This is a genomic window from Nocardioides epinepheli, from assembly GCF_037936805.1.
Classification (GTDB): Bacteria; Actinomycetota; Actinomycetes; order Propionibacteriales; family Nocardioidaceae; genus Nocardioides.
This window is the reverse complement of the sequence record NZ_JBBMMC010000005.1, coordinates 98851-125476: the sequence shown is the minus strand read 5'-3', so window position 1 is coordinate 125476 and position 26626 is coordinate 98851. Positions and strand designations below refer to the sequence as shown.

Here is a 26626-nt window from a genome sequence, read left to right as displayed (position 1 = left end):
TCATTCGTCGGCGGCGAACCGTTCGCCGTCGACGGTCTCCAGCGTCACGAACTCCTCGACCGGCTGGCGGGTGAGCCGGGTGATCTCCTTGACCGGCTTGCCGAGCGGGACGACGGCCGCCACCGCATAGGTGTCGGGGGCGTGCAGGAGCTCCTTGACGTCGTCCTCGCGCACGGCGGCCATCGTAGTGATGGTGCCGCCGAAGCCCTCCTTGCGGGCGGCGAGCAGGATGTTCCACACCAGCGGGTAGACCGACGCTCCGGCGATCAGGCCGACCCGGTCGAGGTCCTGGTCCATGGCGGCCACCTTCGCGAGGTCCACGAGGACCACGAGCACGACCGGCGCATCGAGCACCGGCCGGGTGAAGCGGCTCGGCACCGCGGTGGCGGCGATCTCCTCGGGGGTCGGTCCCGGCGGGTCGATGCTGTTCCACGGGTTCTCCCCCGCCTTGCTCTGGGCGACGTAGCGCTGCACCGCGGGCGTGTAGAGCTCCGCGAGTCGCTCGCGGGTCTCGCGATCCCGGACGACGACGACGTGCGCGCCCTGCCGGTTGCCGCCCGACGGCGCGAAGCGGGCGTGGTCGAGGATCCGGTGCAGGACGTCGTCGGGCAGCGGGTCCCCGGTGAACTCGCGCGCCGCGGGGGTCGAGCGCATCACCTCGTAGAGCTCCATGGATCGAGGCTAGTGCCGCCGCTACAGCTCGCCCAGGCGTGCCACGAGCTGCGACTCCAGCCGGTCGAGCTCGACCGGATCGGTGAGGAGTCCACGACGTCCCGGTGGAGGGAGGAAGCCCACGATGTCCATCACGTCCCAGTACGCCTCACCGACGCGGCCGGTCAGCGCCGAGTACGCCGCCGCGAAGGCAGCTGCGCGCTCGGTGCCGTGGCGGATCGCGAGGTTGGTGGCGCAGTGGGCGACGTCCAGCCACGGCGGACCGGTGGAGGTCTCGACCCAGTCGACGACTCCAGTGAGCCCCGCACCGAGCCACAGCACGTTCCGAGGCTGGAAGTCGCGGTGGATGAAGGTCCGCTCGCCGTCCGGCGGCGGTGTGCGCAGCAGCGCGAACGCCGCCTCCCATGCCTGGGGCTCCCGTGCCCAGTCCGGTACGACGTACTTCGCCTCCCAGGCCCACGACTGGTAGGGCCTGGCCGGCGTCGAGGGGCGTACGTCGTGGATCGCGGCCAGGGTCGCGGCGAGGAGCCCGAGCGACCCGTCGTCCACCCGATCCTGGTCGGTCGCTCCCGGCAGCCGGGTCATCAGGTGCGCGGCGACGCCCCCGGAAGACCCGCCCACGGCGTCGAGGGCGAGGCTCGCCGGCGCCGGCACGGGCGTGTCAGCCAGAACGAGTTGCGTCTCGTGTTCGCGGGTCGCCAGCTCGACGCCGTGGGTGCGCCAGGGCTCGCGGTCGATGAGCCGAAGCACCGTCTCGGTCCCGTCGGCGTGCTGCAGCGCCAGCATCGTCGAGGTGAGGCCGCCGGTCAGCCGGTGCACCGACGTCACGGGGCCGGCCTGCGTGCCGGCCCACTCGATCGCCGAGAGGTACTCCGATTCCGCCGACATCCTCGGCGCCTAACCCAGCAGCATGGACGCGATCGCCACGAGGCCGACCACGACGATCACCGTGCGCAGCGCCAGTGGCGGCAGCCGCTTCCCGATCCGGGCACCGAGCAGGCCGCCGACGACCGCGCCACCGCCGACGAGCGCGACGATCTGCCAGTCGACGTCGGCGATCACGATGAAGATGACGCCCGCGACGCCGTTGACGGCGCCGGCCAGGATGTTCTTTACCGCATTGCTGCGCTGCAGGGACTGGTCGACGCCGATGCCGAGGACGCCCATCAGCAGCACGCCCTGGGCGGCGCCGAAGTAGCCGCCGTAGACGCCGGTGCCGAAGACGGCCGGCCACACCCAGCCGTGGTCGCCCTCCTTCTCGACGCCGGTCTCCGTGGCCCGGGCGGCCGCTCGGGCTTGCACCCTCGCGGCCAGGCGCGGCTGCACGATCACCAGGACCACGCCGAGCAGGATCAGCACCGGCACGATGGCCTCGAAGGCCCCGGGTGAGAGGACCAGCAGCAGCAGGGCACCGACGATCCCGCCGAGCACCGAGGCGCTCAGGAGCCGGAGGACGCGGCCGCGTTGTCCCTCGAGCTCGGAGCGGTAGCCGAACGCCCCGGCGACCGAACCGGGCACCAGGCCCACCGTATTGGACACGTTGGCGGTCACCGGCGGCACGCCGAAGGCGAGCAGGGTCGGGAAGGTGATCAGGGTGCCGCTGCCGACGACGGTGTTGATCGTTCCGGCAGCGAGTCCGGCGAGGACGACGGCGATCGACTCGAGCAGGCTCACTCGGTATCGGGCGCGGGTGGCTTGGCCAGCGGGTCGGACCCCCGGTCGACCGTCGGGTCGGGCATCGCGTCGGGCAGCGGGTCGGAGAGAGGGTCGCGGGTCGCGGCCGGCGATCCCCCGGCCGGGTCGGCAGCTCCGGCTTCCGACGGCGACGCACCGGGGTTGGCGGCGTCCTCGGCCTCGGCGATCGCGGCAGCGACCGCGGCGTTGGTGCTGGTGTGCTCGGCGTCCGCGCGGTGCACCTGCGGCTCGCTCGGTCCCATGTCGACCCGCGTGCGGGGGCCGTCGACCTTGCGCGGGATGCCGGCCACCTCGTGGATCGAGGAACCGAGGCCCTCGAGCGCCTTGGTGATCTCCGAGGGGATCACCCACACCTTGTTGGCGTCGCCCTCGGCGATCTTCGGCATCATCTGGAGGTACTGGTAGGCCAGCAACGACTGGTCGGGCTGCCCGTCGTGGATCGCCTGGAACACCGTCTGGATGGCCTGTCCCTCACCCTGGGCGCGCAGGATCTGCGACTCCCGCTCGGCCTGGGCGCGCAGGATCTGGGACTCGCGGTCGCCCTCGGCGTTCAGGATCGCCGACTGCTTGGCGCCCTCGGCGGTGAGGATCGCCGCCTGACGCTGACCCTCCGCGCTCAGGATCACCGCGCGCTTCTCGCGGTCGGCCCGCATCTGCTTCTCCATCGAGTCCTTGATCGACGGCGGCGGGTCGATGCCCTTCAGCTCGACCCGGTTGACGCGGATCCCCCACTTCCCGGTGGCCTCGTCGAGGACCCCGCGCAGCCCGGAGTTGATGGAGTCACGGCTCGTGAGGGTCTCCTCGAGGTCCATCCCGCCCACGATGTTGCGCAGCGTGGTGGTGGTCAGCTGCTCGACGCCCTCGATGTAGTTGGCGATCTCGTAGGTCGCGGCGACCGGGTCGGTCACCTGGAAGTAGATGACGGTGTCGATCGAGACGACCAGGTTGTCCTCGGTGATCACCGGCTGGGGCGGGAAGCTGACCACCTGCTCGCGCAGGTCGATGAGGTAGCGCACCTTGTCGACGAAGGGCACCACGGTGTTCAGGCCGGCCTGGAGGGTGCCCTTGTACTTGCCGAACCGCTCCACGATGCCGGCCCGCGCCTGGGGGATGATCTTGATGGTCTTGGCGAGCAGGACGATCACGAACAGGAGCACCAGCCCCAGTGCGATCAGGATCTCCATGACAACTCATCTCTCCGTTCGGGTCTGACCGGGCCGGCCCGGTGCATGCGCTGCGACTTCCACTCCGCCTCAGTCCTCGACGCTCGGCATCGGGTGCACCACGGCGGTGGCGCCGCGGATCTCGAAGATCTCGACCGTCGCGCCCTCCGCGATCGCCTCGGTCTCGTCGAAGGGGGTGGCGGACCAGATCTCGCCGTCGATCCGGATCCGGCCGGGCTCACCGGCGGTGATCGCCGCGGTGACTACGCCCTGCCGCCCGACGAGCTTGCCGTGGCCCAGGCTCAGCTCGGGTCCCCGGTGGAGCTTGCGCACCACGGAGGGCCGCACGAGGGCGAGCATCGCGGCCGAGGCTCCGGTGGCGACGATGATCTGGACCGCGAGCGGGGCGCCGACGAACGCCGTCACCATCCCGGCCAGGGCGCCGACGGCGAGCATGATCAGGACCAGGTCGAGGCTTAACAGCTCGGCCACGCCCAGCACGACCGCGAGCGTGAGCCACATGCTCCACAGGTGCTCGCTGAGCCAGTCCATGGCACGAGCCTAGTAGCCCGTCGGCTGGTCGGCGTGCCCCCGGCTCGGCTGCCAGGCTCAGCGGTGCCGCGGACGGCGGCGCGCGGCCCAGCGGTCGTCCTCGTGGTTGAGCAGCAGCGGCATGCCGAACGTCGTCGACAGGTTCGCCGCGGTGAGGACCTCCTCGACCGGCCCCTCGGCCACCACCGCTCCCTTGCGGAGCATCAGCGCGTGGGTGAATCCCGGCGGGATCTCCTCGACATGGTGGGAGACCAGCACGGTCGCGGGAGCATCCGGGTCGTAGGCCAGGTTGGAGAGGGTGGCGACCAGGTCCTCGCGACCGCCGAGGTCGAGTCCGGCAGCGGGCTCGTCGAGCAGCAGCAGCTCGGGATCGGTCATCAGGGCGCGGGCCACCTGGACCCGCTTGCGCTCTCCCTCACTGAGGGTGCCGAAGGTGCGGTCGGCCAGATGGGCGACTCCCACCTCCAGCAGCAGATCGTCGGCACGGTCGTGGTCGAGGTCGTCGTAGTGCTCGCGCCAGCGGCCGACGATGCCGTACGCGGCCGAGACGACGACGTCGCGCACCAGCTCGTCGCGCGGGATCCGTTCGGCGAGCGCCGCACTCGTCAGGCCGATGCGCGGTCGCAGCTCGAACACGTCGACGGTGCCGATCAGCTCTCCGAGCACGCCCACCACGCCCTCGGTGGGATGCATCCGCGCCGAGGCGACCTGCAGCAGGGTGGTCTTCCCGGCCCCGTTGGGCCCCAGCACCACCCAACGCTCCCCCTCCTTGACGACCCAGGTGACCGAGTCGAGCAGGGTGGTGGTGCCTCGACGCACCGTGACGTCGGCGAACTCGAGGACCGCAGCCATGCCCGACACCCTAGTGGGCGACCCGGTGTCTCACGTCGGAGGTTGAGCCAGCAGCGCCGACGAAACCCCGGCCACCCTCGGGACCAGCCCCGCCGGAGGTTGAGCAAGCGAGCGTCAGCGAGCGCCGACGAAACCCGGCAACCGCCGCTGCCAAGGTTCCCGAGGTCGGTCACGAGGTTTCGTCGGCGCGGGCCGGGCTCGTTCCTCGCCCGTCCCGCTTGCTCAACCTCCGGACCGCGCGCACCGAGGGCGCTCGCTAGCCTCGCGTCCGTGAGCGGTACGACGATCCAGCTGCCCGTCTCGGGGCGACTCGCGTGGTGGGGCACGGCCTGGCTGCGCGGGGACGTCGGCCCTGACGACCTGCTCGACGGCGTGGTGGGTGACGACGTGGCGCACGTCGTCGTCGACGCACCCGACGGTGGGACCGGCCTGGTGTCGCTGCTGGCCGGATTGCGGGCGGCAGGCGCGATCTCGTTCGGTGCGGCGTTCCCGGCCGAGGGCGACCCTGTCGGCCTGGGCGGCCCCGTCGGGTTCAACGACGCCGCGCTGGAGGCCGGCGAGGCCGTGGTCGTCGAGGGCGTCGAGACCGGGCTGGTGCCGAGCCGTGTCGGACCGACGGTCGAGTGGCGCACGCACCCGGCCCGTCGCAGGCAGCTGCCCGACGTCGGGGACGCCGATCGCGAGCTCCGCGCGGTGCTGCTCGACTCGGCCCAACGGCTCGCCGAGCTGGACGTCGCTCGCTGGCGTCCAGAGGTGGCCGACCGCCTGATGAACCTTCGGCACCGCGACCTGCCCGACCCCGCACCCGGCGTCCCGGCCAGGTGCGTCGACCTGGCCTCCCGGGGCCTCCAGGCCCTCGAGATCGCCGATCTCGCCCTGGAGGACGACGGGGGCGCGCTCAGCTCGTGGGAGGCCGAGCAGCGCCGTGGGGCGCTGACGCCGCTGGCGCGCGCGGGTCGGCGCGCGCTGGTGGCCGCCTGCTCCCCCGAGGTCTGGCCCCCGGCCTAGCCAGGGCGTGTCTCCCAATTTCATGGCGGCGCCGTAGAACGTCTTGGCACCGGCGAGATCGGAACAGTTCAGCTCGACGTAGTCGAAGGACTGCTGGCGCGGGCTCGTGGATCGGTCGTCGATCAAGGGACGCTACTGGAAACGATCGGGTCGTGCCGTGACACCCAGCATGGATGCGACCACCGACAACGACCGCCGCAGCGATAGCGTCGGGCGCGATGAGCAGCCAGCCCGACCTCCCAGACACCCTGCTGGTGACGCTGACCGGCAAGGACCGGCCCGGCGTCACCTCGGCGATCTTCGCGGCACTGTCCGGTGTCGGCATCGAGGTGCTCGACGTCGAGCAGATCATCCTGCGCCGACGACTCATCCTCGGTGTCCTGGTCACCGCGCCCCGGGAGTGGAAGAAGGCCGCCCGAGTGGTCGAGGAGACCGCGACGGCCCTGGGGATGCAGGTAGAGATCGAGCGCGGGACCGGCGACAACCGCTCGCGGCGCGCCGGCCGCTCGCACGTGACGGTCATCGGCCGTCCGCTGCGTGCCTCCCAGATGGCGGCCGTGGCGGGCCGGATCGCCGACAGCGGCGGCAACATCGACCGCATCGAGCGGATGGCGCGCTACCCGGTCACCGCCATCGACCTCGACGTCTCCGGCGCGGACCCCGAAGCGCTGCGTCCGCTCTTGGCGGCCGAGGCCGCGCGCCAGGGCGTCGACATCGCCGTGCAGCCGGCCAACCTGCTTCGTCGCGGCGTCCGGCTGATCGTGATGGACGTCGACAGCACGCTCATCCAGGGCGAGGTGATCGAGATGCTCGCCGCCCACGCCGGGCACGAGCCCGAGGTCGCCGAGATCACCGAGCGCGCGATGCGCGGCGAGATCGACTTCGAGCAGTCCCTGCGCGAGCGGGTCGCGCTGCTGGAGGGTCTCGACGCCGACGTCCTGGATCGCGTCTACGACGACATCGTCATCACGCCGGGTGCCCGCACGATGGTGCGCACCCTGCGCCGCCTCGGCTACCGCTTCGCAATCGTCAGTGGGGGGTTCAGCCAGATCACCGACCGGCTCGCCGACGACCTGGGGATCCACTTCGCCCGCGCCAACGAGCTCGAGATCGTCGACGGGCGGTTCACCGGCCGGATCGTGGGCGAGGTGGTCGACCGCGCCGGCAAGGCCCGCGCACTGCGGGAGTTCGCCGAGAAGGTCGGGGTGTCGCAGGACGCGACGATCGCGATCGGCGACGGCGCCAACGATCTCGACATGCTCAACGCCGCCGGCCTCGGCATCGCCTACAACGCCCGCCCGGTGGTGCAGGAGGCGGCCGACACGACCGTCAACGTGCCCTACCTCGACACCATCGTCTACCTGCTCGGCATCTCCCGGGAGGAGATCGAGGCCGCAGACGCCGAGGCCGGCATCGTCACTCCCGCCCCACCGGTCTAGCCACCTCGATCCGCTCCCCGAAGCCGGGCGTGAGCGGGACGGCCTCCAGGCCGGTCTGCTCCGCGGCGCGGAGGAAGCGCTGGGGCGGCGTGACGAACAGGCGGTGGTGGTTGCGCGGGTGCAGGCGCTTGAGTGCGAGCGGCCAGTAGGTGCCGTAGTGCACCGCGAGCGCCTGGCGTGCTCCCACCGCCCCGACGGCGGCCACGGCCTCCTCGGGGTCGAGATGATCGTCACCGAGGGTCGGTCCCCACCCTCCGATCGGCACGGCGGCGAGATCGACGGGCTCGACGTCGTCGAACTCGCGCTGCACGCCGGTGTCGCCGGGGTACCACACGCTGGTGCGGCCGTCGGTGAACCGGAAGCCGATCGCCGGCACCTCCCGGGACCGGCGCGGGAGCGTGTCACGACGCCCGTCGTGCTTGGCCGGGAGCACCTCGATGCTCACTCCGGCCACGGTGACCGAGTCGCCGGGTTCGACCTCGATCAGCTCGTGCGAGTCGAGACCCTTGACCGCAGCGGGTGCCCCGCGCGGGACCACGATCGGCACCCCGGGCTTGAACCGGGCCAGCGACGGCAGGTGCAGGTGGTCGTGGTGCAGGTGGGAGATGAGGACGACGTCGGCCCCGGTCGCAGCCTCCGGCGGCTCGGGCGCCGCGCGATGCAGGTGGTACAGCCACCGGGTCAGCAGCGGGTCCGTGGCGACCGAGACCGACCCGAGGTCGATCGTCATCGACGAGTGACCCCACCAGGTCACCGAGCTAGCTGGCGGCACGTCCGCGATGGTAATCACACGGTGGTGAGCCTCAGGGGTGAGGCTCCGGTGGTGAGCCTCGGGCGAGGCTCAGGCGCGCCCCACGTGGTGGCCGGCGAGCCTGGCCGTGCCAGGGCCGAGATCCTCCCAGGGCCCGGTCACCTCGAAGACCGCCAGAGCGCTGGTGGGGAAGCCGTGGGCGGCGAGCGCGTCACCGGCTGCCCTCTCCCCTCGCCCGTCGTCGAGCAGCAGGGCGAGATCGGCCATGGTCGGGTTGTGCCCGACCACGATGAGGCTGGTGTGTGCATCGTCGGCCGCGCGGACGGTCTCCAGCGCGGAGTCGACGTCGGCGGCATACAGACCTCGGTCGAGCGCGGGAGCCACGGTCCACCCTGCGGCCCCCGCAAGGGACTCCCACGTCTGCGCGGTCCGGGTCGCGGACGAGACGAGTGCCTGCTGAGGGACGAATCCCTCGTGGGCCAGCCAGCGGCCGGCCTCGGCGGCATCGTCGCGACCGCGTTCGCTGAGCTCGCGAAGGGCGTCGGTGGGTCCGTGGGCCTCCGCCTTCGCATGCCGCATGACGACCAGGGTCCGGGAGGTGCGCTCGCGCATGACGATCAAGGTAGACGATCGGTCCGGTGGTTGCTCACCACTAAGGTGACGGCCATGGCAAGCGGTCCACTCATGATCATCGGCGGCGCCGAGGACAAGCTCCGGAAGCGCACGATCCTCAAGGAGTTCATCGCGGCGTCCGGTGGCGCCGACGCCCGGATCGCCGTCATCCCGACGGCGTCCTCGCTGGGTCCCGAGGTGATCGAGGTCTACGACGCCCTGTTCCGGCGCGAGGGCGCGGCGGAGGTGCGGGCGGTGCGTCCGGAGTCCCGCGAGGAGGCGCACGACCCGGAGCTGGTGGCGGCGATCGAGGGCGCCACCGGCGTCTTCATGACCGGCGGGAACCAGCTCAAGCTCTCCGCCATCTTGTGCGGCACCCCGGTAGGCGACGCGATCGTCGCCGCCCACCGCCGCGGCGCCGTGGTGGCCGGCACCTCGGCGGGCGCGAGCATCCAGTCCAGTCACATGGTGGCCTTCGGCGGCCCGGGCGCCACGCCCAAGCAGCGGATGACCCAGGTGGCTGCGGGCCTCGGCCTCCTCGAGTCGTCGGTGATCGACCAGCACTTCGACCAGCGCAACCGCTACGGTCGTCTCCTCATGATCGTTGCCCAGTCGCCTCAGCTGCTCGGGATCGGTGTCGACGAGGACACCTGCGCCGTCGTCGAGCAGGTCGCGGTGCCGGACGGCGCACCCGACGGCGGGCCCGGCGAGCAGCACGAGGTGCTCCGGGTGATCGGGCGCGGTGCGGTGACGATCATGGACCCGGCCCACATCACCACCAACGCCTTCGAGGCGAAGCGGTCGGCGCCCATCTTGGCCAGCGGCGTCGTGCTGCACATGCTTCCGGCCGGATCGGCGTTCGACCTGACCACGCGCACGCTGGTCCCGCACCAGGCCGAGATCCAGGCCGAGGACGCCGCCGAGCTGGCCGAGGCCGGTCGCGACCTGCGCGAGATGGCGCGCGACATCGCCGCCGCCGATGCCACGCCGGAGACCCTCCGACGCCGCCTGGCCCGCAACCGCGCGGCCAGGGCACCGAAGTCCTGAGCCGCACCCCCGAGCGACCGCACGACACCCCTACCAGGAGGCACCAGTGAGCGAGCGTCCGACTCCCGACCTCACGATCGTCGAGACCCGCGTCTACCGCGGCGCCAACATCTGGTCCTACGACAAGGCGATCCACCTCGTCGTCGACCTCGGGTCGTTGGAGGAGTTCCCGACCAACACGCTGCCGGGGTTCACCGACACCCTCCTCTCCATGCTGCCCGGCCTGCGCGAGCACACCTGTTCGCGCGGCAAACGCGGCGGCTTCGTCGAACGCCTCGAGGAGGGCACCTGGCTCGGCCACGTCGCCGAGCACGTCGCGCTCGCGCTCCAGCAGGTCGTCGGTCACGACATCCGGCGCGGCAAGACCCGGGGCGTCAAGGGCCAGAAGGGCGTCTACAACGTCATCTACGGGTACGCCGACGAGCAGGTCGGCCTCGCAGCCGGTCGTCTCGCGGTCCGGCTCGTCAACCACCTTGTCTCCCACGACCCGGAGTTCGACTGGGACAGCGAGCTCGAGACGTTCATCAAGCGCGCCCAGCGCACCGCCTTCGGGCCCTCCACGCAGGCGATCCTCGACGAGGCCGTGTCGCGCGACATCCCGTGGATCCGGCTCAACCAGCACTCACTCGTCCAGCTCGGCCAAGGCGTGCACGCCAAGCGCATCCGGGCCACGATGACCTCCAACACCTCCTCGATCGCCGTCGACATCGCCTCCGACAAGGACCTCACCACCTCGCTGCTCAGCGCCGCCGGCCTCCCGGTGCCCAAGCAGGAGCTCACCCGCAACGTCGACCAGGCGGTCCGCGCGGCCGAGCGGATCGGCTACCCCGTGGTGCTCAAGCCGCTGGACGGGAACCACGGTCGTGGCGTGATCCTCGACAACGAGAACGAGGACGACGTCCGCGCCGCCTTCGAGGCCGCGCAGGCCGAGGCCCGGCGCGGCGGCTACGTGCTGGTCGAGTCGCAGATCGTGGGCAAGGACTACCGCTGCCTGATCATCGACGGCAAGGTGGCCGCGATCGCCGAGCGGGTGCCGGCCTCGGTCACCGGCGACGGCATCTCCACCGTCGAGCAGCTCGTCGACACCGCCAACGCCGACCCGCGCCGCGGGGTCGGGCACGAGAAGGTGCTCACCCGGATCAAGGTCGACGACGCCGCGATCGACCTCGTGCGCGAACAGGGCTACGAGATGTCCGACGTGCCCCCCGAGGGTGCCCACGTCAAGCTCGCCCTCACCGGCAACATGTCCACCGGCGGCATCTCGATCGACCGCACCTTCGAGGCGCACCCCGAGAACATCGAGATCGCCGAGGAGGCCGCCCAGATGGTCGGCCTCGACATCGCCGGCATCGACTTCATCTGCCCCGACATCACCGAGCCGGTGCGCGAGACCGGCGGCGCGATCTGCGAGGTCAACGCCGCCCCGGGATTCCGGATGCACACCCACCCGACGATCGGCGAGCCGCAGTTCATCGCCAAGCCGGTCGTCGACATGCTCTTCCCGCCCGGCGCGAAGTCCCGGATCCCGATCATCGCGGTCACCGGCACCAACGGGAAGACCACGACCTCGCGGATGATCAGCCACATCTTCAAGGGCATGGGCCGCAAGGTCGGGATGACCTCCACCGACGGCGTCGTGATCGACGAGCGGCTGCTGATCCGGGCCGACGCGTCCGGCCCGCGCTCGGCACGCATGGTCCTCCAGAACCCCCGGGTCGACACTGCCGTGTTCGAGGTGGCCCGGGGCGGCATCCTGCGCGAGGGCCTCGGCTACGAGCGCAACGACGTCGCTGTCGTCCTCAACGTGCAGCCCGACCACCTCGGCCTTCGCGGCATCGACACCGTCGAGCAGCTCGCCGACGTGAAGGCGGTCCTGGTCGAAGCGGTACCGCGCGACGGGCACGCCGTCCTCAACGCCGACGACCCGCTGGTCCGGGAGATGCGGCGCCGCTGTTCGGGCCAGGTGGTGTGGTTCTCGATGGAGGAGCCCGGCTCCGAGGTGCGCGAGATGATCGACGCGCACTGCCGTCGCGGCGGCAAGGCGCTGGTGCTGAACCAGACCGACCGCGGCGAGATGATCGTGGTCAAGCACGGATCCCGCGAGATGCAGATGGCCTTCACCCACCTGCTGCCCTCCACCTTCGGCGGCCGGGCTCGGATGAACGTGCAGAACGCGCTCGCCGCCGCCGCGGCAGCCTTCGCCGCGGGCGCGCCGCTGCACGACATCCGCCAGGGCCTGCGGACGTTCTCCACCAACTACTACCTCTCCCCCGGGCGCCTGAACGAGGTCGACGTCAACGGCGTGAACGTGATCGTCGACTACTGCCACAACGCTCCCGGCATGCGGATGCTCGGCGACTTCGTCGACCGCGTCGGCGAGTCGTTGGAGTCCTCCCACGAGCTGGCGCGGCCCTCCCGGATCGGGATCATCGCGACCGCCGGCGACCGCCGGGACCAGGACATGCGCGAGCTCGGCGAGATCGCCGCCCAGCACTTCGACGTCGTGATCGTCCGCGAGGACGCCGCGACCCGGGGGCGTGAGCGCGGCGAGGTCGCCGGCTTCGTGATGGAGGGCGTGCGCAGTGCCATGGCCGAGGGCGCCCGGTGCAAGCAGGTCGAGGAGGTGCTCGACGAGATCGACGCCGTCCGGCATGCCCTGGCCCGGGCCAACCGGGGCGACCTGCTCGTCATCTGCGTCGACAAGCACGCCGCGGTGATGAGCGAGCTCGAGGGCTGGTCGTCCATGGCGCAGGCCGGAGCGCGGGCATCCGACGACGCGCCGGCGGCGGACCCGGACCTCGCGCCCGCCGCCGAGGCGGCCGAGTGAGACCAGCCCGATGACGACGTGGGCCGACCTGCTCGCCACGGCGTGCGAGGACGTCGCCGACGGGACGCCGGGCGCCGTCCTCGGCGTGTGGCATGGCGGCCGCGAGACGGTGGTGCCCCACGGCGTCCTCCATCGCGCGACGGGCGCGCCGGTGCTGGAGCACAGCGTCTTCCAGATCGGGTCGGTCTCCAAGCCGTGGACCGCCGCGGTGATCGCCCAGCTGGCCGACGAGGGCAGCCTCACCCTCGATACGACCGTCGCCGAGCTGCTGCCGGGGATCCGGCTCGGCGACGACGACCGGGCTGACCGGGTCACCGTGCGCCATCTGCTCACCCACACCAGCGGCATCGACGGCGACGTCTTCACCGACACCGGTCGCGGTGACGACGCCGTGGCACGCTACGTCGACGAGCTCGCCGACGCCGTCACGAGCCACGAGCCGGGGGCGGCCTACTCCTACTGCAACAGCGGCTTCGTCGTGCTCGGCCGGATCGTCGAGGTGCTCCTCGGAGGCACCTGGGACCACGCGATCCAGCGCCGGATCGCGGCGCCGCTCGGGTTGACGGACGTGTGCACGCTGCCTGACGAGGCGATCCTGCGCAGCGCCGCGGTCGGCCACGAGAAGGGCGTCCCGGTCACCCAGTGGGCCCTGCCTCGATCGGTCGGCCCGGCGGGCACGATCACCACCTCCGCGCACGACCTGTTGGGCTTCGCCCGGCACTGGCTGGGCGAGGCGGTCCCCGCGTGGTCGGTGGCGATGGGCGAGCCGCTGGTGCCCGTGCCCGACGGATCGGAGCTGTCGTCGATCGGATGGGGATGGCGCCTGGGCAGCTGGGGCGACGGCGTCCGCGTGCTCGGGCACAACGGTCTGACCCTCGGTCAGAGCGCGACCTTGCGAGTCGTCCCCGAGCTCGATCTCGCGGTGTGCCTGCTCGCCAACTCCGAGCACGCCGACGCGGTCCATCACGCCGTCGTGCCGACCGTCGTTCAGGAGCTCACCGGCATCCAGACGCCGCCGCTCCCGGCACCGATCGCCGCGTCCGACGCGCTCCCCGGCCTCGAGCGCCACGTCGGCACCTACTCACGACGGGCCGCTCGCTACGACGTCGAGCTCGTCGAGGGGTCCTTGCGTCTCACCGCGACGCCGACCGGCGAGCTCGCCTCCCACGACGGCGGTCCCGAGGAGTTCGTCCTGCACCCGCGCGATCACTCCGGGGACGCCTTCGTGCGGCGTGGCTCGGACACCGAGCCGTGGTCGACGCTCACCTTCGGCTCGCTTCCCGACGGCACCCCGCACCTGTTCGCCCAGGGCCGGATCGCGGTGCGCGCCTGATGCGGATCCTCGACCTGCACCGCGCGGCCCACCGGCCGATCGAGGCCCACGAAAGCGTCGGGTTCAGCATCGGCGCGCTCGGCATCACCGCCGATACGGCCCTGGTGAGCGTGTCGCTGCGTCCCGGCGGCCGGATCGGCCGGCACCCGGCCGCCGGACGTCAGCTGATGGTCGTGATCTCCGGCGATGCGACCGTGTGCGGAGACGCCGGAGACGCGGTCGAGATCGGCCCGGGTCAGGCGGCCTGCTGGGAGCCCGGCGAGCAACACGAGACTCGGACGACGTCCGGGCTGGTGGCGCTGATCGTCGAGGGCGACGTCGACCTCGGCGCGCCCGGACACCAGGTCGACCCCGGCGACATCTGAGCAGGCAGGAATGGAGAACTACGGCACGGCGCACCTGCTGGCACTCGGCGTCTTCGTGGTCGGTGTGCCGCTGGCCGTGCTCCTGGGCCGCTGGGAGCTGCGCCGGGTCACCTGGACGATCAGCCGCGTCGCCGCGGTCGCGATCCCGCTGGTGCACGTGCCGACCCAGATCGTCGACATCGCCACCCGATTCGAGATCGGGGTGTCGCTCCCACTGCACCTGAGCGACCTGGCCTGGATCGCTGCCGCGGTCGCGCTGTGGACGCACCACCGCTACGCCGTCGCGCTGACCTACTTCTGGGGGCTGGTGCTCACCACCCAGGCGATCGTGACGCCGTCCCTGGGCGAGGACTTCCCCGACCTGCGATTCTTCGCCTACTGGTTCATCCACCTGATGATCCCCTGGGCCGCGGTCTTCCTCGTCTGGGGCCTGCGCCTGACGCCCGACTGGCGCGACTACCGCTTCACCCTGGCCGCCACGGGCGTCTGGGCGGTGGTCGCCTACGTCTTCAACGAGATCGCCGACACCAACTACGGCTACCTCCAGCGCAAGCCGAGCAACGGCTCGTTCCTCGACCTATTGGGCCCGTGGCCGGTGTACGTGCTGGCCGAGATCGTGATCGTCGCGGTGGTGTGGGCCCTGATGACCTGTCCCTGGGTCCGCCGAGCCACCCGCGATCGGAGAGCTCGTCTCACATCGTGATCCTGAGGACATGGCGGGCAACCGAATGGACCCCAAATGTGTCTGGATGGGTGGAGCGGGGGGCGACTCGGTCTCTCCGCGCGAGCCTGGACCGGGACTTCCCGGCCCGGAAACGGGAGGAACCATGCGTCGTCACGTCCGGGTTGCAATCGCCGCCACCACCCTGGCGTTGGTAGCCACCACCCTGGGCGCCGCGCCACCGGGTGCCGGCGCCGCGCCACCCGGCTCGACGCGGGGGCCCGACAACGCGACCTCGTCCGGACCCGAGGGGAGCGTCGCGCCCGGGGACTACACGCTGTTCACCGGCGATCGGGTCCGCGTCGGAACCAGCCCCGACGGCGACACGACGGCCGCCCTGCTCCCCGGCTCTCCGCACTACGGCGGTCCGGTCCAGGTCCAGAACCTCGGTGATCACCTCTACGTCATCCCGAAGCTCCCTCTCTCCGAGCGGCTGAAGCTCGACACCTCGGTCTTCGACGTCGGCGCGCTGTCCCGTGTCGAAGGCCGGGTGCCGCTGTCGGTGACCTTCGATCGAGGGGCCACCCCACGCGACCTGCCAGGCGTCGAGGTCGACGACGCCAGCGCCAAGCGGCTCGGCACCGGCGCCACGGTCGTCCGGGCCAGTTACGACGCAACGGCTCCCCTGCCATCCTCGGTGCTCGACTCGCTCGGCGGCGTGGCGACGGTCAAGGGACCCGAGTCCACGATCCAGCGGGCCCCGGGCGACTACGTCCTGCACACCCTGACGGTCAAGGTCACCGACCGAAAGGGGAAGCCGGTTCCCTACGCGGGTCTGAGCGTGATGAACACCCGTGATGCGCGCCTGTTCAACGGCGCCGGTGACGCCGTCGACGGCGAGTGGCGGGTGTCGGTACCCGAGGGCGACTACATCATCCTGGCGGCCACCGACCGAGCTGTCTTGGCGCATGAGGTGAACGTCAGCGCCGACACGACCAACTCGCTGAGCGAGGCCGAGGCCACGGTCCAGCCCTCGATGCGGGTACGCGGGAAGTATCAACAGCTCGAGCCCTCCTTGACGTTCATCCGCGATGCTTCGGAGGTCGGCGGCCTCAGCTCGACCTACTCCGGGTTCATGCCGAGGATCAACCCGCAGAAGCCCGCCGAGATCGGCCGGAAGACGACCCTGGTCAGCACGTTGTGGGCCAACAAGAACTACAACCTCGAGGACCCGGCCTCCTACCGGTTGCTCATCCAGGCCAAGGAGTCCGAGCGCGGCGTCCCGCGCGATCTGAGCTACCGCTACCGAGCCTCGGACTTCACCCACAACAAGGTCGAGAGCTACACCAGCGGCGCGACCGAGTCGGGCTTCCTCGGCAGCTACGCCTACGCACCGGGCGAGACATTCGCCTGGATCAGCCTGTACCCCTATCAGCGTCCTTCGACGGTCCGGGCGTGGTACCAGAAGTCCAAGGCGATCCGCTGGAACACTCTCGTGACCGCGGGCAACGACTTCGACTCCCCCGATCTCAGCGACATGCGCAAGATCCGCAAGCCGGTCACGATCCCCTTCTTCAAGGGCCCGGTCTCGCCGATCCAGGACCGTGGCCTCGACCGCAATGCCACCTCCTTCACCTGCCCGCTGTGCGTGAAGAACGGGAGGCTGAGCGGCCTCCTCGCCGGGCTGTCGACCGGTGGCACCTCACAGTTCGGCTCGGCGACCGGAAAGGGCGCCATGCGCTGGACCCTTCGCCGAGGCAAGAAGGTGCTGGCCAAGGGCAAGGGGCTGGTCTCCTTCGAGAAGGTCTCGGTCAAGCCTGGGCAGTGGCTGACCCTGAGCACCGCCACCTCCTTGAAGAAGTGGAAGCTGTCGGATCGCTCGAGTAGCACGTTCCGCTTCCAGGTGCCCAAGCGCGACGGTGCGGTGCCGTTGTCGCGCTCGGCCTGGTCGGTCCCGATGAACCTGCAAGGGGTCGTCTCCGCACGGACCGTGACCTTCCCGCTGAGCTTCGACAACATCGGTCCGGCTCGGAACCGGATCAAGTCGGCGCAGGTCTCCTACTCCACCAACGGCAAGTCCTGGCGCAAGGCGAAGGTCAGCCGCACCGGCGCCCGCTCCTTCCGGGTCCGTTACCCGAACCCGCCCGGTAGCAACCGGGTGAGCATCCGGGTCTCCGCCCAGGACGCTCGCGGGCAGAGCTCGACCGAGCAGGTCTCCCACGTCTACACCACCAGCGGTCGCGGCGGGGTGGCGGCGCAGGACGCACGGGCCACGGGCACCGCGGACACTGTGAACACTGCGGACACCGTGAACGCCGTGAGCACCGTCGGGCTGGTGGACACCGTCGCGGCCTCCTCGCGCGCCGGACTCGACCGCCGCTCGGCACACCGCTTCAACCCGAAGCGGCTGTGTCGCGCGTCCGACACACGCATGTCCACCTGCTATGCGAAGCTCCAGCACGGCACGCGGATCGTCGCCCGGGGCACCTCGAATCCGAAGGGCCTGGGCGCCCAGGCGATCCGCACTGCCTACGGCATCCCCTCCGGTGGTGCCGACACCACCGTGGGCATCGTGGTGGCCTACGACTATCCCACCGCCGAGCGGGACCTCAACGTGTACCGCAAGCAGTTCGGACTGCCCCCGTGCACCACGGCGAACGGCTGCTTCAAGAAGATCAACCAGAAGGGCGAGACCGGCAACTATCCCCAGCCCGACCAGGGCTGGAGCGTGGAGGCCGCTCTCGACCTGCAGATGGTCTCGGCCGCGTGCCCGACCTGCAAGCTCGTACTCGCCGAGGCCCGCCAGCCCGTCGACGCCGCGCTGATCAAGGCGACCAGGGCCGCCATCGGTGCCGGGGCCACGGTCACCAACCACTCCTATGGCCGCATCGAGCTCACCGGCGACAGCCCGAGTCACTTCGCGGCCTACGACCAGCCCGGTGTGACCGCCGTCAGCGCCACCGGTGACTACGGCTATCAGCCGGCGTCGGTGCCGGTCGCGCTGCCGAACGTGGTCGCCGTGGGCGGCACGAAGCTCAAGCGCACGAGCAACGCGCGAGGCTGGAGTGAGACGGCATGGGAGTTCGGCGGGTCAGGGTGCTCGGCCTACTTCGCGAAGCCGGCCTGGCAGACCGACCGCTCGTGCGGGATGCGCACGATCGGTGACCTGTCCGCGGTCGCGGACCGGCTGGCGGTCTACAACACCTACGTGCCGAAGCGCTTCCGGGGATGGCTGCTCGTCGGCGGCACCAGCGCGTCCTCGCCGATCGTGGCCGGGCTCATCGGTGCGGCCGGCTCGGGCGGCATGAAGCCCGATGCCCTGTACAACAGGTCGGGCGCGTTCTTCGACGTCACCACGGGCGCCAACGGGTTCTGCAAGGAGAACTACATGTGCACCGCAAAGCCCGGCTACGACGCACCGACCGGCTTCGGCACGCCGAGGGGCTTGACCCCGTTCCTCGCCGCGCCGCCGACGGAGCCCTGATCCGGCAGCTCCACCCGAAGAAGGGTGGGTCGGCGTCTCGCGACGCCGACCCACCCTTCTTGTGTGCCAGCTTGTTCTGCGCTGGTCGCGTGCAACCGCGTACGTGGGCGCACCCGTCTAGATGGTGTGCGAGGGGTACCCGACCGCTCGCCCCTCGGGAGTTGGGATCAGACATGGGCCGCATCCGAACCGCCATCGCCGCCACGATCCTGGTGGTCATCGCACCGATCGCACCGATCGCATCGATCGCGTCGGCGCCGCCGGGTGTCGACGCCGCCGGACCGGTGCCTCCACCGGCGACGCGGCAACCCCCGCCCGCGGTCTCGCCGGGGGTCTACACGCTGCTCACCGGCGACCGGGTCCGCGTCGGCGCCGATGCGGACGGCCGCACGATCGCCTCGGTGCTGCCCGGCTCGCCCCACCATGGCGAACCGGTCCAGGTCCGATACGTGGGGGAGCACCTCTACGTCGTCCCGAGCCTGCCGATCGCGACCCGCACGAAGCTCGACCACTCGGTCTTCGACGTCGCGGCGCTCAGCAGGCATGGCGACCGAGTGCCGCTGCGCGTCACCTTCGAGCCGGGCGTCACTCCGCGCGGCATCCCCGGCCTCGAGCTCGAGACGGGCACCGAGCGGCACCGAGCCGACGGCGCGACGAGCGTGCGTGCCAGCTACGACCCGACAGCACTGCGGTCCAGGACCCTCGGGAAGCTGCCCGGCGTCGCCCGGATCACCGGCCCCGAGCCGGCGATCCAGCGCGCCGAGGGCGACTATCAGCTGCGGACCTTGACGCTCAAGGTCCGGGCGGACGGCGGGCCGGTCGACTATGCCGACGTCACGGTGCTGAACGTCGACGACACCCGCCTGTTCTACGCCGAGGGCGCCGCGATCGACGGCGAGTACCGGGTGTCGGTGCCCGAAGGCAACTACATGGTGCTGGCATCGAGCGACCGCGCCGTCGTCATGCACGAGGTGAGCGTCACCGCCGACACGACGGACACCACCCGGATGTCGGAGGCGACCGTCAGGCCCAGGATGAGGCTTGCGGGGCACCAACACCTCGAGACCTCCCTCAACCTGATCCGCGATGCGGCAGGCTTCGGCGTCTACAGCTTCATGTACTTCGGCGACCTGCCGCGGCTCAACCCGAAGCCGCCACCCCGGGTCGGCTCCCAGAGAACGCTCGTGAGTGCGGCGTGGGCGAACCGGGACTACTCATCAAGCCGAGGCGAGGACCTGCACCGGCTCATCCTCGCGAAGGAGTGGGGGCGTGGCATCCCCACCGACCTGACCTTCGACTACGTCCCCACCGACTTCGCCAAGAACCGGGTCGAGGTCTACCCGACAGCAGCCCGCAACGCTGCGCTGGTCGGAGTCTACGGATGGTCCCCGGCCGACGTCTTCGCCTTCATCAGCTTCTACCCGTTCCGGAGTCCGAGCACGATCCAGGGGTGGTACCTGAGGTCGCGGCACCTGACCTGGATCACCGACGTGGCGGCCGGGCAGTCGCCCTACGCTCCCGATCTCGTCGATCGGCGCCGGATCCCACGAGACGGCGTCACGATGGCCTTCTTCAAAGGCCCGGTCGCCCCGGTCCAGGACCGCGGCCTGGAACAGGGCCGCGTCTCGGCCGGCTGCGGGCTCTGCGTGCAGGATGGCCGGCTGCGTGGCCACCTCGCGGCGATCTCCAGCGGCGCCACCGCCCAAAATGGCGACCCGGGCACGCCGGAGCGCCTCTCGTGGTCGATCCGGCGCGGGAAGAAGGTGCTGGCCGGCGGCGTCCGGACGATCGACTTCCGAGGCATACCGGTCCGCGCCGGCCAGCGGCTGACCCTCGAGGTCACCACGAGGATGAAGTGGCGACTCTCCGACCGGTCGACCAGCCGCTACCGGTTCCGAGTCCCGAAGGGCGAGTCCGTCGTGCCACTCCTGCGGTCGGACTGGTCGGTCCCGATGCGCATGGACGGCGTCGTCGACTCCCGACGGGTCAGGTTCCCGCTCAGGTTCGACAACGTGGGGCCGGCCCACCACCGCATCGTCCGGGCGGCGGTGAGCTACTCGACCGACGGGAAGACCTGGCGAGCCGCCAGTCTCGTGCGCACGGGTGGGTCGACCTTCCAGGTGCGCTACCCGAATCCGGTGGGAGCAGGCAGGGTCAGCCTCCGGGTGTCGGCCACCGACGCGCGCGGCAACACCTCCTCGGAGAGGATCTCGCACGTCTACTACGCCCGCCGCCGATGAGTCAGCCCGACGCTGCGGCGCGGACCTTGGCGGCGAGGTCGGCGGCGGTGTCGGGGCGACCGCCGTGCTCGGCGATCCAGTCGTAGGCCTCTTGGCGCTCGGCGTGGCACATCAGGCCCACGACGTCGCCCGGGAGCGCCTGTCCCACCAGCGCCGAGAGCGAGGCGACCTCGGTCGGGTAGGCCGGGATGCCGGTCACGCCCACCCGCTCGGCGCCGGCCCGCATGAGCGTCTCCAGCTCCTCGAAGGTTCGTCCGCGCAGGTAGCGCTCCTTGTGCCCGATCGCGACGACGTCGCTGTCGCGCGCCGCGATCTCCCCCAGCGTCTCGATCAGCTCGTCGGTGCGGTCGCCGACGACGCCGAGACCGAGCAGCAGCCGGCCGCCGGGTGCTCGGACGCCGTTCATCACCTCGAGAAGCGCCTCGAGACCGGCCTCGTTGTGGGCCAGGTCGAGGACCACGCTCACCTCGCCGCCGTCGGCCGGATCGCCGACCGGCACGGTGAAGAAGTTCATCCGGCCGGGGTTGTGCTCGGCGTCGGGGAGGAAGGTGCGCAGGCCCTCGATCACGACGTCGCGCGGCAGCCGCACACCGAGGGCGGCGGAGGCCGCGGCGAGCGCGTTCTCGACGTTGAAGCGCGACAGCCCGGCCAGGGTCATCGGGATATCGACCAGCTCGATGAGAGGGTCGGGGTCGGCATTGGGCCGCAGCACGCACAGCCACCCGTCGATGACGGTCGTGGCGCGGCCGCCGTCGGAGAGGGTGTCGCGGATGCCGGGTGAGTCGACGTCGCGGGAGAAGACCCACGGTCGCGCCTTGATGACCGAGCGCATCGCGTAGACCCGCGGGTCGTCGGCGTTCAGCACCGCCCAGCCCGAGCGGCGGGTGATCCGCGGCACCACCGCCTTGACCTCGGCCAGCTGGTCGACGGTGTCGATGCCCTGGAGGCCGAGATGGTCGGCGGTGACGTTGGTGACGACCGAGACGTCGTTGCGGGTGACCCCGATCCCCTTGAGCAGGATTCCGCCGCGAGCGGTCTCGGTGACCGCCAGCTCGACCCCGGGGTACTCCAGGACGCGACCGGCTCCGCTCGGCCCCGAGTAGTCGCCCCCTTCGACGAGCTCACCGTCGACGTAGATGCCGTCGGTGCTCGACCAGCCGACGTGCAGACCGTGGGTGCGCGCGATGTGCGCGATCATGCGGGAGGTCGTGGTCTTGCCGTTGGTGCCCGTCACGGCGATGACCGGGACCGAGGGGGTCAGCGTCGTCGGCGTCGGCCCCGGCTCGGCCTCGCGCAGCCGCTTCGCCGCCGTCGACAGGGCTGCGTCGAGGTCGCCGCCGGGGACGGAGTCGAGGACGCCGGCCACCGCGCGTCCCATCTCCTGGGCCCGGTCGCGGTGCTTCCAGGGGAAGGCCACGACGACCTGGTGCGGGTCACTGGTCGAACGCACGCGGACTGCGAGCCGCAGCGTGCCGGACTCCTGCGCCACCGCCCGGACCAGGCGCGCGACGGCCCGGAGCGCGAACCGCTGCCGGAAGCCCGACCCCGGCGCCCCCGGACGCGCGTTCTTGAGCCCGATCCGAGTGGCGAACCGCGCGGCGGTCTCCTCGGACGCGACGCTCAGGCCGCCGACGTCGAGGGTGAGCTTGATCGCGGCGCGCGGGAAGTAGAGATTGGGTCCCTCGAGGACCCGGAGCTCCAGAAGCGAGGACGTCACGCGCCGACCGTAGCGAACCCGGTCGGCGCGCGCTCAGACGGCGAGGCGCCGGAACTCCACGTGGTCGCCGCCCTCGGCGAACTCGGTGACGATCTCGAGCAGGTCGGCCTCGTCGGCGGAGTCGATGAGATAGAAGCCGACGACCTGCTCGGCCGACTCGGTGAACGGGCCGTCGGTGACCACCGCCGACCCCCGGGCGGTGTTGCGCATCGAGATGGCCTGGGCCGAGGGCTCCAGCGGGTGCGTCATCACCAGCTGGTGGCCGCGCGCGGCCAGCGCCTCGTGGAAGCGCTTGTGGTTGAGCATCCCGAGCTCGTGCTCGGACTCGGGAAGCGCCGCCCACTCCGCCTCCGGGGCGGGCAGGAGCAGCAGGTAGCGGCGGGTGTCGGTCATGGGTCCTCCGGTCGGTTCGAGGTGGGTTCGCCATGATGACGGGCGAGCCGGCCCGGAATCGACACGACCGTTCATGCGACGCCGAGTCGGCGTTTCTGCTAAGCGAAAGTGCCGACTCGGCGGCGTGGGGGCTGCTCGGTGCGAGTAGGTCAGACCGGCCGCTCATGCCCCCATCGCGTGGAAGCCGCCGTCGACGTGGACGATCTCGCCGGTCGTGGCCGGGAAGAAGTCCGAGAGGAGGGCGCAGACGGCCTTGGCGGTCGGGATCTGGTCGGCGTTGTCCCAGCCCAGCGGCGCGCGGGTCTCCCACATCGCCTCGAGGTCCCCGAAGCCGGGGATCGCCTTGGCCGCGAGCGTCTTCAGCGGCCCGGCCGAGACGAGGTTGACGCGGATGCCGTCGGGTCCGAGGTCGCGGGCCAGGTAGCGCGAGCACGACTCCAGACCGGCCTTCGCGACGCCCATCCAGTCGTAGGCGGGCCAGGCGACCGTGGCGTCGAAGGTGAGGCCGACGATCGAGCCGCCCTCACCCATCAGCGGCCGGGTGGCCGTGGCGAGCGACTTCAGCGAGTACGCCGAGACCTGCACGGCCTGGGCGACGTCGTCCCAGGGGCCGTCGAGGAAGCGGCCGCCCAGCAGCGTCTCGGGGTTGCCGTAGGCGATGGAGTGGACGACGCCGTCCAGGTGCGGCACGAACTCGCGGACCTGGTCGGCGAGTCCGTCGAGGTGGTCCTGGTCGGTGACGTCGAGCTCGAGCACGGGCGGCTCGGTGGGCAGGCGCTTGGCGATGCGCCGGGTGATGCCCAGGGCGCGACCGAAGTTGGAGATGAGCACGTTGGCGCCCTGCTCCTGCGCCACGCGGGCGGTGGCGAAGCCGATGGAGGAGTCCATCGTGACGCCGGCGACGAGGATGTTCTTGCCGTCGAGGATGCCCATGTCAGTGCCCCATTCCTAGTCCACCGTCGACCGGGATGACGGCCCCGGTGACGTATGCGGCGCCGTCGCCTGCCAGCCAGGTGACCGCCGCGGCGATCTCGTCGGGATCGGCGTAGCGTCCCAGCGGCACCTGGGCGCGGATCGCCGACTTCTGGTCGTCGGTGAGCACGTCGGTCATGTCGGTGTCGACGAAGCCGGGGGCCACGACGTTCGTGGTGATCGATCGCGAGCCGAGCTCGCGGGCCAGCGACCGCGCCATGCCCACCAGTCCGGCCTTGGACGCCGCGTAGTTGGCCTGCCCGGCCGAGCCGAGGAGCCCCACGACCGAGGAGATGAAGATGATCCGCCCGCGGCGCAGGCGGAGCATGCCCTTGGCGGCACGCTTGGCCAGCCGGAAGGAGCCGGTGAGGTTGGTGTCGATCACCTTGCCCCAGTCGTCCTCCGACATCCGCAGCAACAGGGTGTCTGCGGTGATGCCCGCATTGGCCACCAGCACCTCGATCGGGCCGAGCTCGGCCTCGACGGTCGCGAAGGCCGCCTCGACCGCCTCCGGGTCGGTGATGTCGCACGTGACGTCGAGGGCGCCGTCGGGCGCACCGCCGTTGCGCGTGGTGACGGCGACCTTGTCGCCCTCGGCGAGGAACGCCTCGGCGATCGCCCGGCCGATGCCGCGATTGCCGCCGGTCACCAGCACGACGCGGGGCTCGCGCGCGCCGCCGTCCGGTGCGGACTCGGATGTGGACTCTGGAGAGGGACTCACGTCCGGGACGCTAACGGCTACCGCCGCGTAGCCCTACTCGTCGTCCTCGAGGCGGAAGCCGAGCTTGAGGCCGACCTGGTAGTGCTCCACGGTGCCGTCCTTCACCTGCCCGCGGACCTGGGTGACCTCGAACCAGTCGAGGTGGCGCAGGGTCTGGCTGGCCCGCTCGATGCCATTGGAGATCGCCTGCTCGATGCTGTCGGGGGACGTGCCGACGATCTCGGTCACGCGGTAGGTGCGGTTCGTCATGGTCCGCACTGTAGACCCCCGCGGACGCGGCGTAGGCTGGTGATCATGGCTCGCAGCACCAGGGCAGACGCAGGCGACGCCGTCCGGATCACCACCGCGGCGGGAAGCCGCGCCGACGAGATCAGCGCCCGGCAGCGGCGCTACCTGTTCTCGATGTCCTTGCGCACCCTGTGCTTCGTCGGCGCCATCGCCGCGTCTCTGGTCGGCCTGAACTGGCTGTGGCCGATCCTCATCGTGGGCGCGTTGGTGCTCCCCTACATCGCCGTGGTGATGGCCAACGCGGCGGCCGGACTGTCCGACGGGTTCAAGCTGCGCGAGGCCGACTCCGGCCCGCGCGCGATCGACGGCCGCCGGGAGCGGGAGCTCTAGGACGATGGAGCCGGATGTCTGCTCGGCCAAAGGCTGCCGTGCGCCCGCGACGTGGCAGCTGCACTGGAACAACCCGAAGCTGCACACGCCCGAACGGCGCAAGGTGTGGCTGGCGTGCGACGAGCACCGCGAGCACCTGGCCGGCTTCCTCGGCGCGCGTGGCTTCCTGAAGGAGCAGGAGCCGCACGCGCCCGCTGGCTCACCCGCCGATGGCTGACATGGGTCGCTGCGGCTGAAGGAACGACGGATCGTCGATCCCGTGCCCGGCGGCCTTGCCGCGCATGGCGGTGACCCAGCGGCTCGCGAGCTCGGCGTCGTCGGCGCCGGCCCGCAGCGCTGCGCGCAGGTCGGACTCCTCGCGGGCGAACAGGCAGGTACGGACCTGGCCGTCGGCGGTGAGGCGTACCCGGTCGCAGTCGCCACAGAACGGGCGGGTGACCGAGGCGATCACCCCGACCGTCGCGGGACCTCCGTCGACCAGGAAGCGCTCGGCAGGGGCACTCCCCCGCGCCTCGTCGGCCGGGGTGAGCACGAAGTCGCGCTCGAGGTGGGCGAAGATCTCCTCGGCGGTCACCATGTCGTCCCGGGACCAGCCGTGCTCGGCGTCCAAGGGCATCTGCTCGATGAACCGGAGCTCGTAGTCACGCTCGAGGCACCAGGCCAGCAGCTCGCCGGCCTGGTCGTCGTTGACACCGCGCATGAGCACCGCATTGACCTTGACCGGTCCGAGCCCCGCCTCGGCTGCCGCGGCGAGCCCCGCGACGACGTCGTGGAGCCGGTCGCGGCGGGTGAGGGCGAGGAAGGTGTCGGGCCGGACGGTGTCCAGGCTGACGTTGACGCGGTCCAGGCCCGCCGCGACCAGCGGCCGCGCGAGCCTCTCGAGGCCGAGCCCGTTGGTGGTGACGGCGGTCTCCGCGCCCAGCTCGTGGGTGCGGGCCACGATGTCGACCAGCCCGCGCCGGATCATCGGCTCACCGCCGGTGAACCGCACCTCGGTGACACCGAGCCGCTCGACCGCGATCCGGATCAGCCGGACCACCTCGTCGTCGGTGAGCTGCTCCTCGCGCGCCATCCAGTCCAGGCCCTCGGCCGGCATGCAGTAGGTGCAGCGCAGGTTGCACTTGTCGGTGAGCGAGACCCGCAGATCGGTCGCCACCCGCCCATAGGCGTCGGCCAGCGGCGTGATCAGCCGCTGGTCCGGTGGCGTGGGGTGCATGGTGCCAGCCTACGTGCCGCCGGCGACCTTGACCCGTTCCCGGCGTCCAACGCCTGCCCCGAGCTTCCGCGATCCCTGCACCGTTCCGCGCAATTGCGCTGTTCGGGTCACCCGCCACCCCTTGCGCTGCGCCGTTCCGCGCAATTGCGCCGTCCGGGTCACCCGCCACCCCTTGCACTGCACCGTTCCGCGCAATTGCGCCGTCCGGGTCAGCCACCACCCCTCGCGCTGCACCGTTCCGCGCAATTGCGCCGTCCGGGTCACCCACGCAGCCGGCCGCGCACCACC

At 71.2% G+C, this 26626-nt stretch carries 25 protein-coding genes; 11 read left to right on the top strand and 14 right to left on the bottom strand.

Going from position 1 to position 26626, the window contains the following annotated elements; genetic code table 11:
- From WMR31_RS08675 to WMR31_RS08650, 6 genes are all read right to left on the bottom strand, one after another.
- The gene (locus tag WMR31_RS08675) at nucleotides 1-672 is read right to left on the bottom strand and encodes a nitroreductase family protein (protein WP_340538397.1); all 672 of its coding nucleotides are present in this window, start codon (nucleotides 670-672) and stop codon (nucleotides 1-3) included.
- A 21-nt stretch (nucleotides 673-693) separates the two neighbouring features.
- Entirely contained in the window at nucleotides 694-1560 is an 867-nt protein-coding gene (locus WMR31_RS08670; protein ID WP_340538396.1) for a phosphotransferase family protein, read from the bottom strand.
- A gap of 9 nt (nucleotides 1561-1569) precedes the next feature.
- Complete coding sequence (locus tag WMR31_RS08665) at nucleotides 1570-2346, bottom strand: sulfite exporter TauE/SafE family protein (RefSeq protein WP_340538395.1); 777 nt, start codon at nucleotides 2344-2346, stop codon at nucleotides 1570-1572.
- The gene (locus tag WMR31_RS08660) at nucleotides 2343-3551 is read right to left on the bottom strand and encodes an SPFH domain-containing protein (protein WP_340538394.1); all 1209 of its coding nucleotides are present in this window, start codon (nucleotides 3549-3551) and stop codon (nucleotides 2343-2345) included. Before WMR31_RS08660 ends, WMR31_RS08665 begins: the two co-directional genes overlap by 4 nt.
- Nucleotides 3552-3620: 69 nt before the next feature.
- Nucleotides 3621-4082: an NfeD family protein gene (locus tag WMR31_RS08655; RefSeq protein WP_340538393.1), complete on the bottom strand. Its 462-nt coding sequence runs from the start codon at nucleotides 4080-4082 to the stop codon at nucleotides 3621-3623.
- A gap of 57 nt (nucleotides 4083-4139) precedes the next feature.
- The gene (locus tag WMR31_RS08650) at nucleotides 4140-4934 is read right to left on the bottom strand and encodes an ABC transporter ATP-binding protein (protein ID WP_340538392.1); all 795 of its coding nucleotides are present in this window, start codon (nucleotides 4932-4934) and stop codon (nucleotides 4140-4142) included.
- Between the two features lie 270 nt (nucleotides 4935-5204).
- Between WMR31_RS08650 and WMR31_RS08645 the strand changes: the two genes are divergently transcribed.
- A complete protein-coding gene (locus WMR31_RS08645) occupies nucleotides 5205-5942 on the top strand; it encodes an Rv1486c family protein (protein ID WP_340538391.1) in 738 nt (245 codons plus the stop codon).
- A gap of 218 nt (nucleotides 5943-6160) precedes the next feature.
- Nucleotides 6161-7381 (top strand): phosphoserine phosphatase SerB, encoded by a 1221-nt coding sequence (gene serB / locus WMR31_RS08640; protein WP_340538390.1) that lies wholly within the window; start codon nucleotides 6161-6163, stop codon nucleotides 7379-7381.
- On the opposite strand, the gene WMR31_RS08635 is transcribed toward serB, so the two are convergent.
- Together WMR31_RS08635 and WMR31_RS08630 are read right to left on the bottom strand one after the other, a co-directional pair.
- Nucleotides 7359-8135: an MBL fold metallo-hydrolase gene (locus tag WMR31_RS08635; protein ID WP_340538551.1), complete on the bottom strand. Its 777-nt coding sequence runs from the start codon at nucleotides 8133-8135 to the stop codon at nucleotides 7359-7361. The genes serB and WMR31_RS08635 overlap by 23 nt on opposite strands.
- An 87-nt stretch (nucleotides 8136-8222) precedes the next feature.
- Nucleotides 8223-8744 (bottom strand): SixA phosphatase family protein, encoded by a 522-nt coding sequence (locus tag WMR31_RS08630; protein WP_340538389.1) that lies wholly within the window; start codon nucleotides 8742-8744, stop codon nucleotides 8223-8225.
- Nucleotides 8745-8798: 54 nt separating this feature from the next.
- Here WMR31_RS08630 and WMR31_RS08625 point away from each other — a divergent pair, with 54 nt between their 5' ends.
- The 7 genes from WMR31_RS08625 (at nucleotide 8799) to WMR31_RS08595 (ending at nucleotide 20701) form a co-directional block, all read left to right on the top strand.
- Nucleotides 8799-9791 (top strand): cyanophycinase, encoded by a 993-nt coding sequence (locus WMR31_RS08625; RefSeq protein ID WP_340538388.1) that lies wholly within the window; start codon nucleotides 8799-8801, stop codon nucleotides 9789-9791.
- 46 nt (nucleotides 9792-9837) lie between these two features.
- Nucleotides 9838-12618 carry a cyanophycin synthetase gene (cphA, locus tag WMR31_RS08620; protein WP_340538387.1) on the top strand — a complete coding sequence of 927 codons (2781 nt, stop codon included), beginning with the start codon at nucleotides 9838-9840 and terminating at the stop codon, nucleotides 12616-12618.
- Nucleotides 12619-12628: 10 nt separating this feature from the next.
- A complete protein-coding gene (locus WMR31_RS08615; protein ID WP_340538386.1) occupies nucleotides 12629-13951 on the top strand; it encodes a serine hydrolase domain-containing protein in 1323 nt (440 codons plus the stop codon).
- Nucleotides 13951-14316 (top strand): cupin domain-containing protein, encoded by a 366-nt coding sequence (locus WMR31_RS08610; RefSeq protein ID WP_340538385.1) that lies wholly within the window; start codon nucleotides 13951-13953, stop codon nucleotides 14314-14316. Before WMR31_RS08615 ends, WMR31_RS08610 begins: the two co-directional genes overlap by 1 nt.
- Before the next feature lie 10 nt (nucleotides 14317-14326).
- Nucleotides 14327-15019 carry a YwaF family protein gene (locus WMR31_RS08605; RefSeq protein ID WP_340538384.1) on the top strand — a complete coding sequence of 231 codons (693 nt, stop codon included), beginning with the start codon at nucleotides 14327-14329 and terminating at the stop codon, nucleotides 15017-15019.
- Between the two features lie 124 nt (nucleotides 15020-15143).
- Entirely contained in the window at nucleotides 15144-18461 is a 3318-nt protein-coding gene (locus WMR31_RS08600) for a S53 family peptidase (RefSeq protein ID WP_340538383.1), read from the top strand.
- Nucleotides 18462-18634: 173 nt separating this feature from the next.
- A complete protein-coding gene (locus tag WMR31_RS08595; protein ID WP_340538382.1) occupies nucleotides 18635-20701 on the top strand; it encodes a hypothetical protein in 2067 nt (688 codons plus the stop codon).
- 1 nt (nucleotide 20702) lies between these two features.
- Here the strand turns inward: WMR31_RS08595 and WMR31_RS08590 are convergent, their stop codons facing one another.
- From WMR31_RS08590 to WMR31_RS08570, 5 genes are all read right to left on the bottom strand, one after another.
- Nucleotides 20703-22418, bottom strand: coding sequence for a Mur ligase family protein (locus tag WMR31_RS08590; RefSeq protein ID WP_340538381.1), 1716 nt, complete (start codon nucleotides 22416-22418; stop codon nucleotides 20703-20705).
- A gap of 33 nt (nucleotides 22419-22451) precedes the next feature.
- Nucleotides 22452-22811 (bottom strand): YciI family protein, encoded by a 360-nt coding sequence (locus WMR31_RS08585; protein ID WP_340538380.1) that lies wholly within the window; start codon nucleotides 22809-22811, stop codon nucleotides 22452-22454.
- A gap of 162 nt (nucleotides 22812-22973) precedes the next feature.
- The gene (fabI, locus tag WMR31_RS08580) at nucleotides 22974-23744 is read right to left on the bottom strand and encodes an enoyl-ACP reductase FabI (RefSeq protein ID WP_340538379.1); all 771 of its coding nucleotides are present in this window, start codon (nucleotides 23742-23744) and stop codon (nucleotides 22974-22976) included.
- Between the two features lies 1 nt (nucleotide 23745).
- On the bottom strand, nucleotides 23746-24504 hold the full coding sequence (locus tag WMR31_RS08575) for a beta-ketoacyl-ACP reductase (protein ID WP_340538378.1): 759 nt from the start codon (nucleotides 24502-24504) through the stop codon (nucleotides 23746-23748).
- Between the two features lie 33 nt (nucleotides 24505-24537).
- A complete protein-coding gene (locus WMR31_RS08570) occupies nucleotides 24538-24753 on the bottom strand; it encodes a dodecin (protein ID WP_340538377.1) in 216 nt (71 codons plus the stop codon).
- Nucleotides 24754-24798: 45 nt separating this feature from the next.
- Here WMR31_RS08570 and WMR31_RS08565 point away from each other — a divergent pair, with 45 nt between their 5' ends.
- Both WMR31_RS08565 and WMR31_RS08560 read left to right on the top strand, forming a co-directional pair.
- Nucleotides 24799-25122 carry a DUF3099 domain-containing protein gene (locus tag WMR31_RS08565; protein WP_340538376.1) on the top strand — a complete coding sequence of 108 codons (324 nt, stop codon included), beginning with the start codon at nucleotides 24799-24801 and terminating at the stop codon, nucleotides 25120-25122.
- Nucleotides 25123-25126: 4 nt separating this feature from the next.
- Nucleotides 25127-25339 carry an acetone carboxylase gene (locus WMR31_RS08560; protein ID WP_340538375.1) on the top strand — a complete coding sequence of 71 codons (213 nt, stop codon included), beginning with the start codon at nucleotides 25127-25129 and terminating at the stop codon, nucleotides 25337-25339.
- On the opposite strand, the gene moaA is transcribed toward WMR31_RS08560, so the two are convergent.
- On the bottom strand, nucleotides 25322-26338 hold the full coding sequence (gene moaA, locus WMR31_RS08555; RefSeq protein ID WP_340538374.1) for a GTP 3',8-cyclase MoaA: 1017 nt from the start codon (nucleotides 26336-26338) through the stop codon (nucleotides 25322-25324). The genes WMR31_RS08560 and moaA overlap by 18 nt on opposite strands.
- Nucleotides 26339-26626: the final 288 nt, after the last annotated feature.

Coding starts and splice junctions, on each gene's coding strand:
- moaA (WP_340538374.1), bottom strand. CDS start 26,338: ATGCACCCCACGCCACCGGACCAGCGGCTGATCACGCCGCTGGCCGAC.
- WMR31_RS08675 (WP_340538397.1), bottom strand. CDS start 672: ATGGAGCTCTACGAGGTGATGCGCTCGACCCCCGCGGCGCGCGAGTTC.
- fabI (WP_340538379.1), bottom strand. CDS start 23,744: ATGGGCATCCTCGACGGCAAGAACATCCTCGTCGCCGGCGTCACGATG.
- WMR31_RS08625 (WP_340538388.1), top strand. CDS start 8,799: ATGGCAAGCGGTCCACTCATGATCATCGGCGGCGCCGAGGACAAGCTC.
- WMR31_RS08670 (WP_340538396.1), bottom strand. CDS start 1,560: ATGTCGGCGGAATCGGAGTACCTCTCGGCGATCGAGTGGGCCGGCACG.
- WMR31_RS08610 (WP_340538385.1), top strand. CDS start 13,951: ATGCGGATCCTCGACCTGCACCGCGCGGCCCACCGGCCGATCGAGGCC.
- WMR31_RS08605 (WP_340538384.1), top strand. CDS start 14,327: ATGGAGAACTACGGCACGGCGCACCTGCTGGCACTCGGCGTCTTCGTG.
- WMR31_RS08630 (WP_340538389.1), bottom strand. CDS start 8,744: ATGCGCGAGCGCACCTCCCGGACCCTGGTCGTCATGCGGCATGCGAAG.
- WMR31_RS08560 (WP_340538375.1), top strand. CDS start 25,127: ATGGAGCCGGATGTCTGCTCGGCCAAAGGCTGCCGTGCGCCCGCGACG.
- WMR31_RS08570 (WP_340538377.1), bottom strand. CDS start 24,753: ATGACGAACCGCACCTACCGCGTGACCGAGATCGTCGGCACGTCCCCC.
- WMR31_RS08600 (WP_340538383.1), top strand. CDS start 15,144: ATGCGTCGTCACGTCCGGGTTGCAATCGCCGCCACCACCCTGGCGTTG.
- WMR31_RS08595 (WP_340538382.1), top strand. CDS start 18,635: ATGGGCCGCATCCGAACCGCCATCGCCGCCACGATCCTGGTGGTCATC.
- serB (WP_340538390.1), top strand. CDS start 6,161: ATGAGCAGCCAGCCCGACCTCCCAGACACCCTGCTGGTGACGCTGACC.
- WMR31_RS08615 (WP_340538386.1), top strand. CDS start 12,629: ATGACGACGTGGGCCGACCTGCTCGCCACGGCGTGCGAGGACGTCGCC.
- WMR31_RS08660 (WP_340538394.1), bottom strand. CDS start 3,551: ATGGAGATCCTGATCGCACTGGGGCTGGTGCTCCTGTTCGTGATCGTC.
- WMR31_RS08585 (WP_340538380.1), bottom strand. CDS start 22,811: ATGACCGACACCCGCCGCTACCTGCTGCTCCTGCCCGCCCCGGAGGCG.
- WMR31_RS08650 (WP_340538392.1), bottom strand. CDS start 4,934: ATGGCTGCGGTCCTCGAGTTCGCCGACGTCACGGTGCGTCGAGGCACC.
- WMR31_RS08655 (WP_340538393.1), bottom strand. CDS start 4,082: ATGGACTGGCTCAGCGAGCACCTGTGGAGCATGTGGCTCACGCTCGCG.
- WMR31_RS08565 (WP_340538376.1), top strand. CDS start 24,799: ATGGCTCGCAGCACCAGGGCAGACGCAGGCGACGCCGTCCGGATCACC.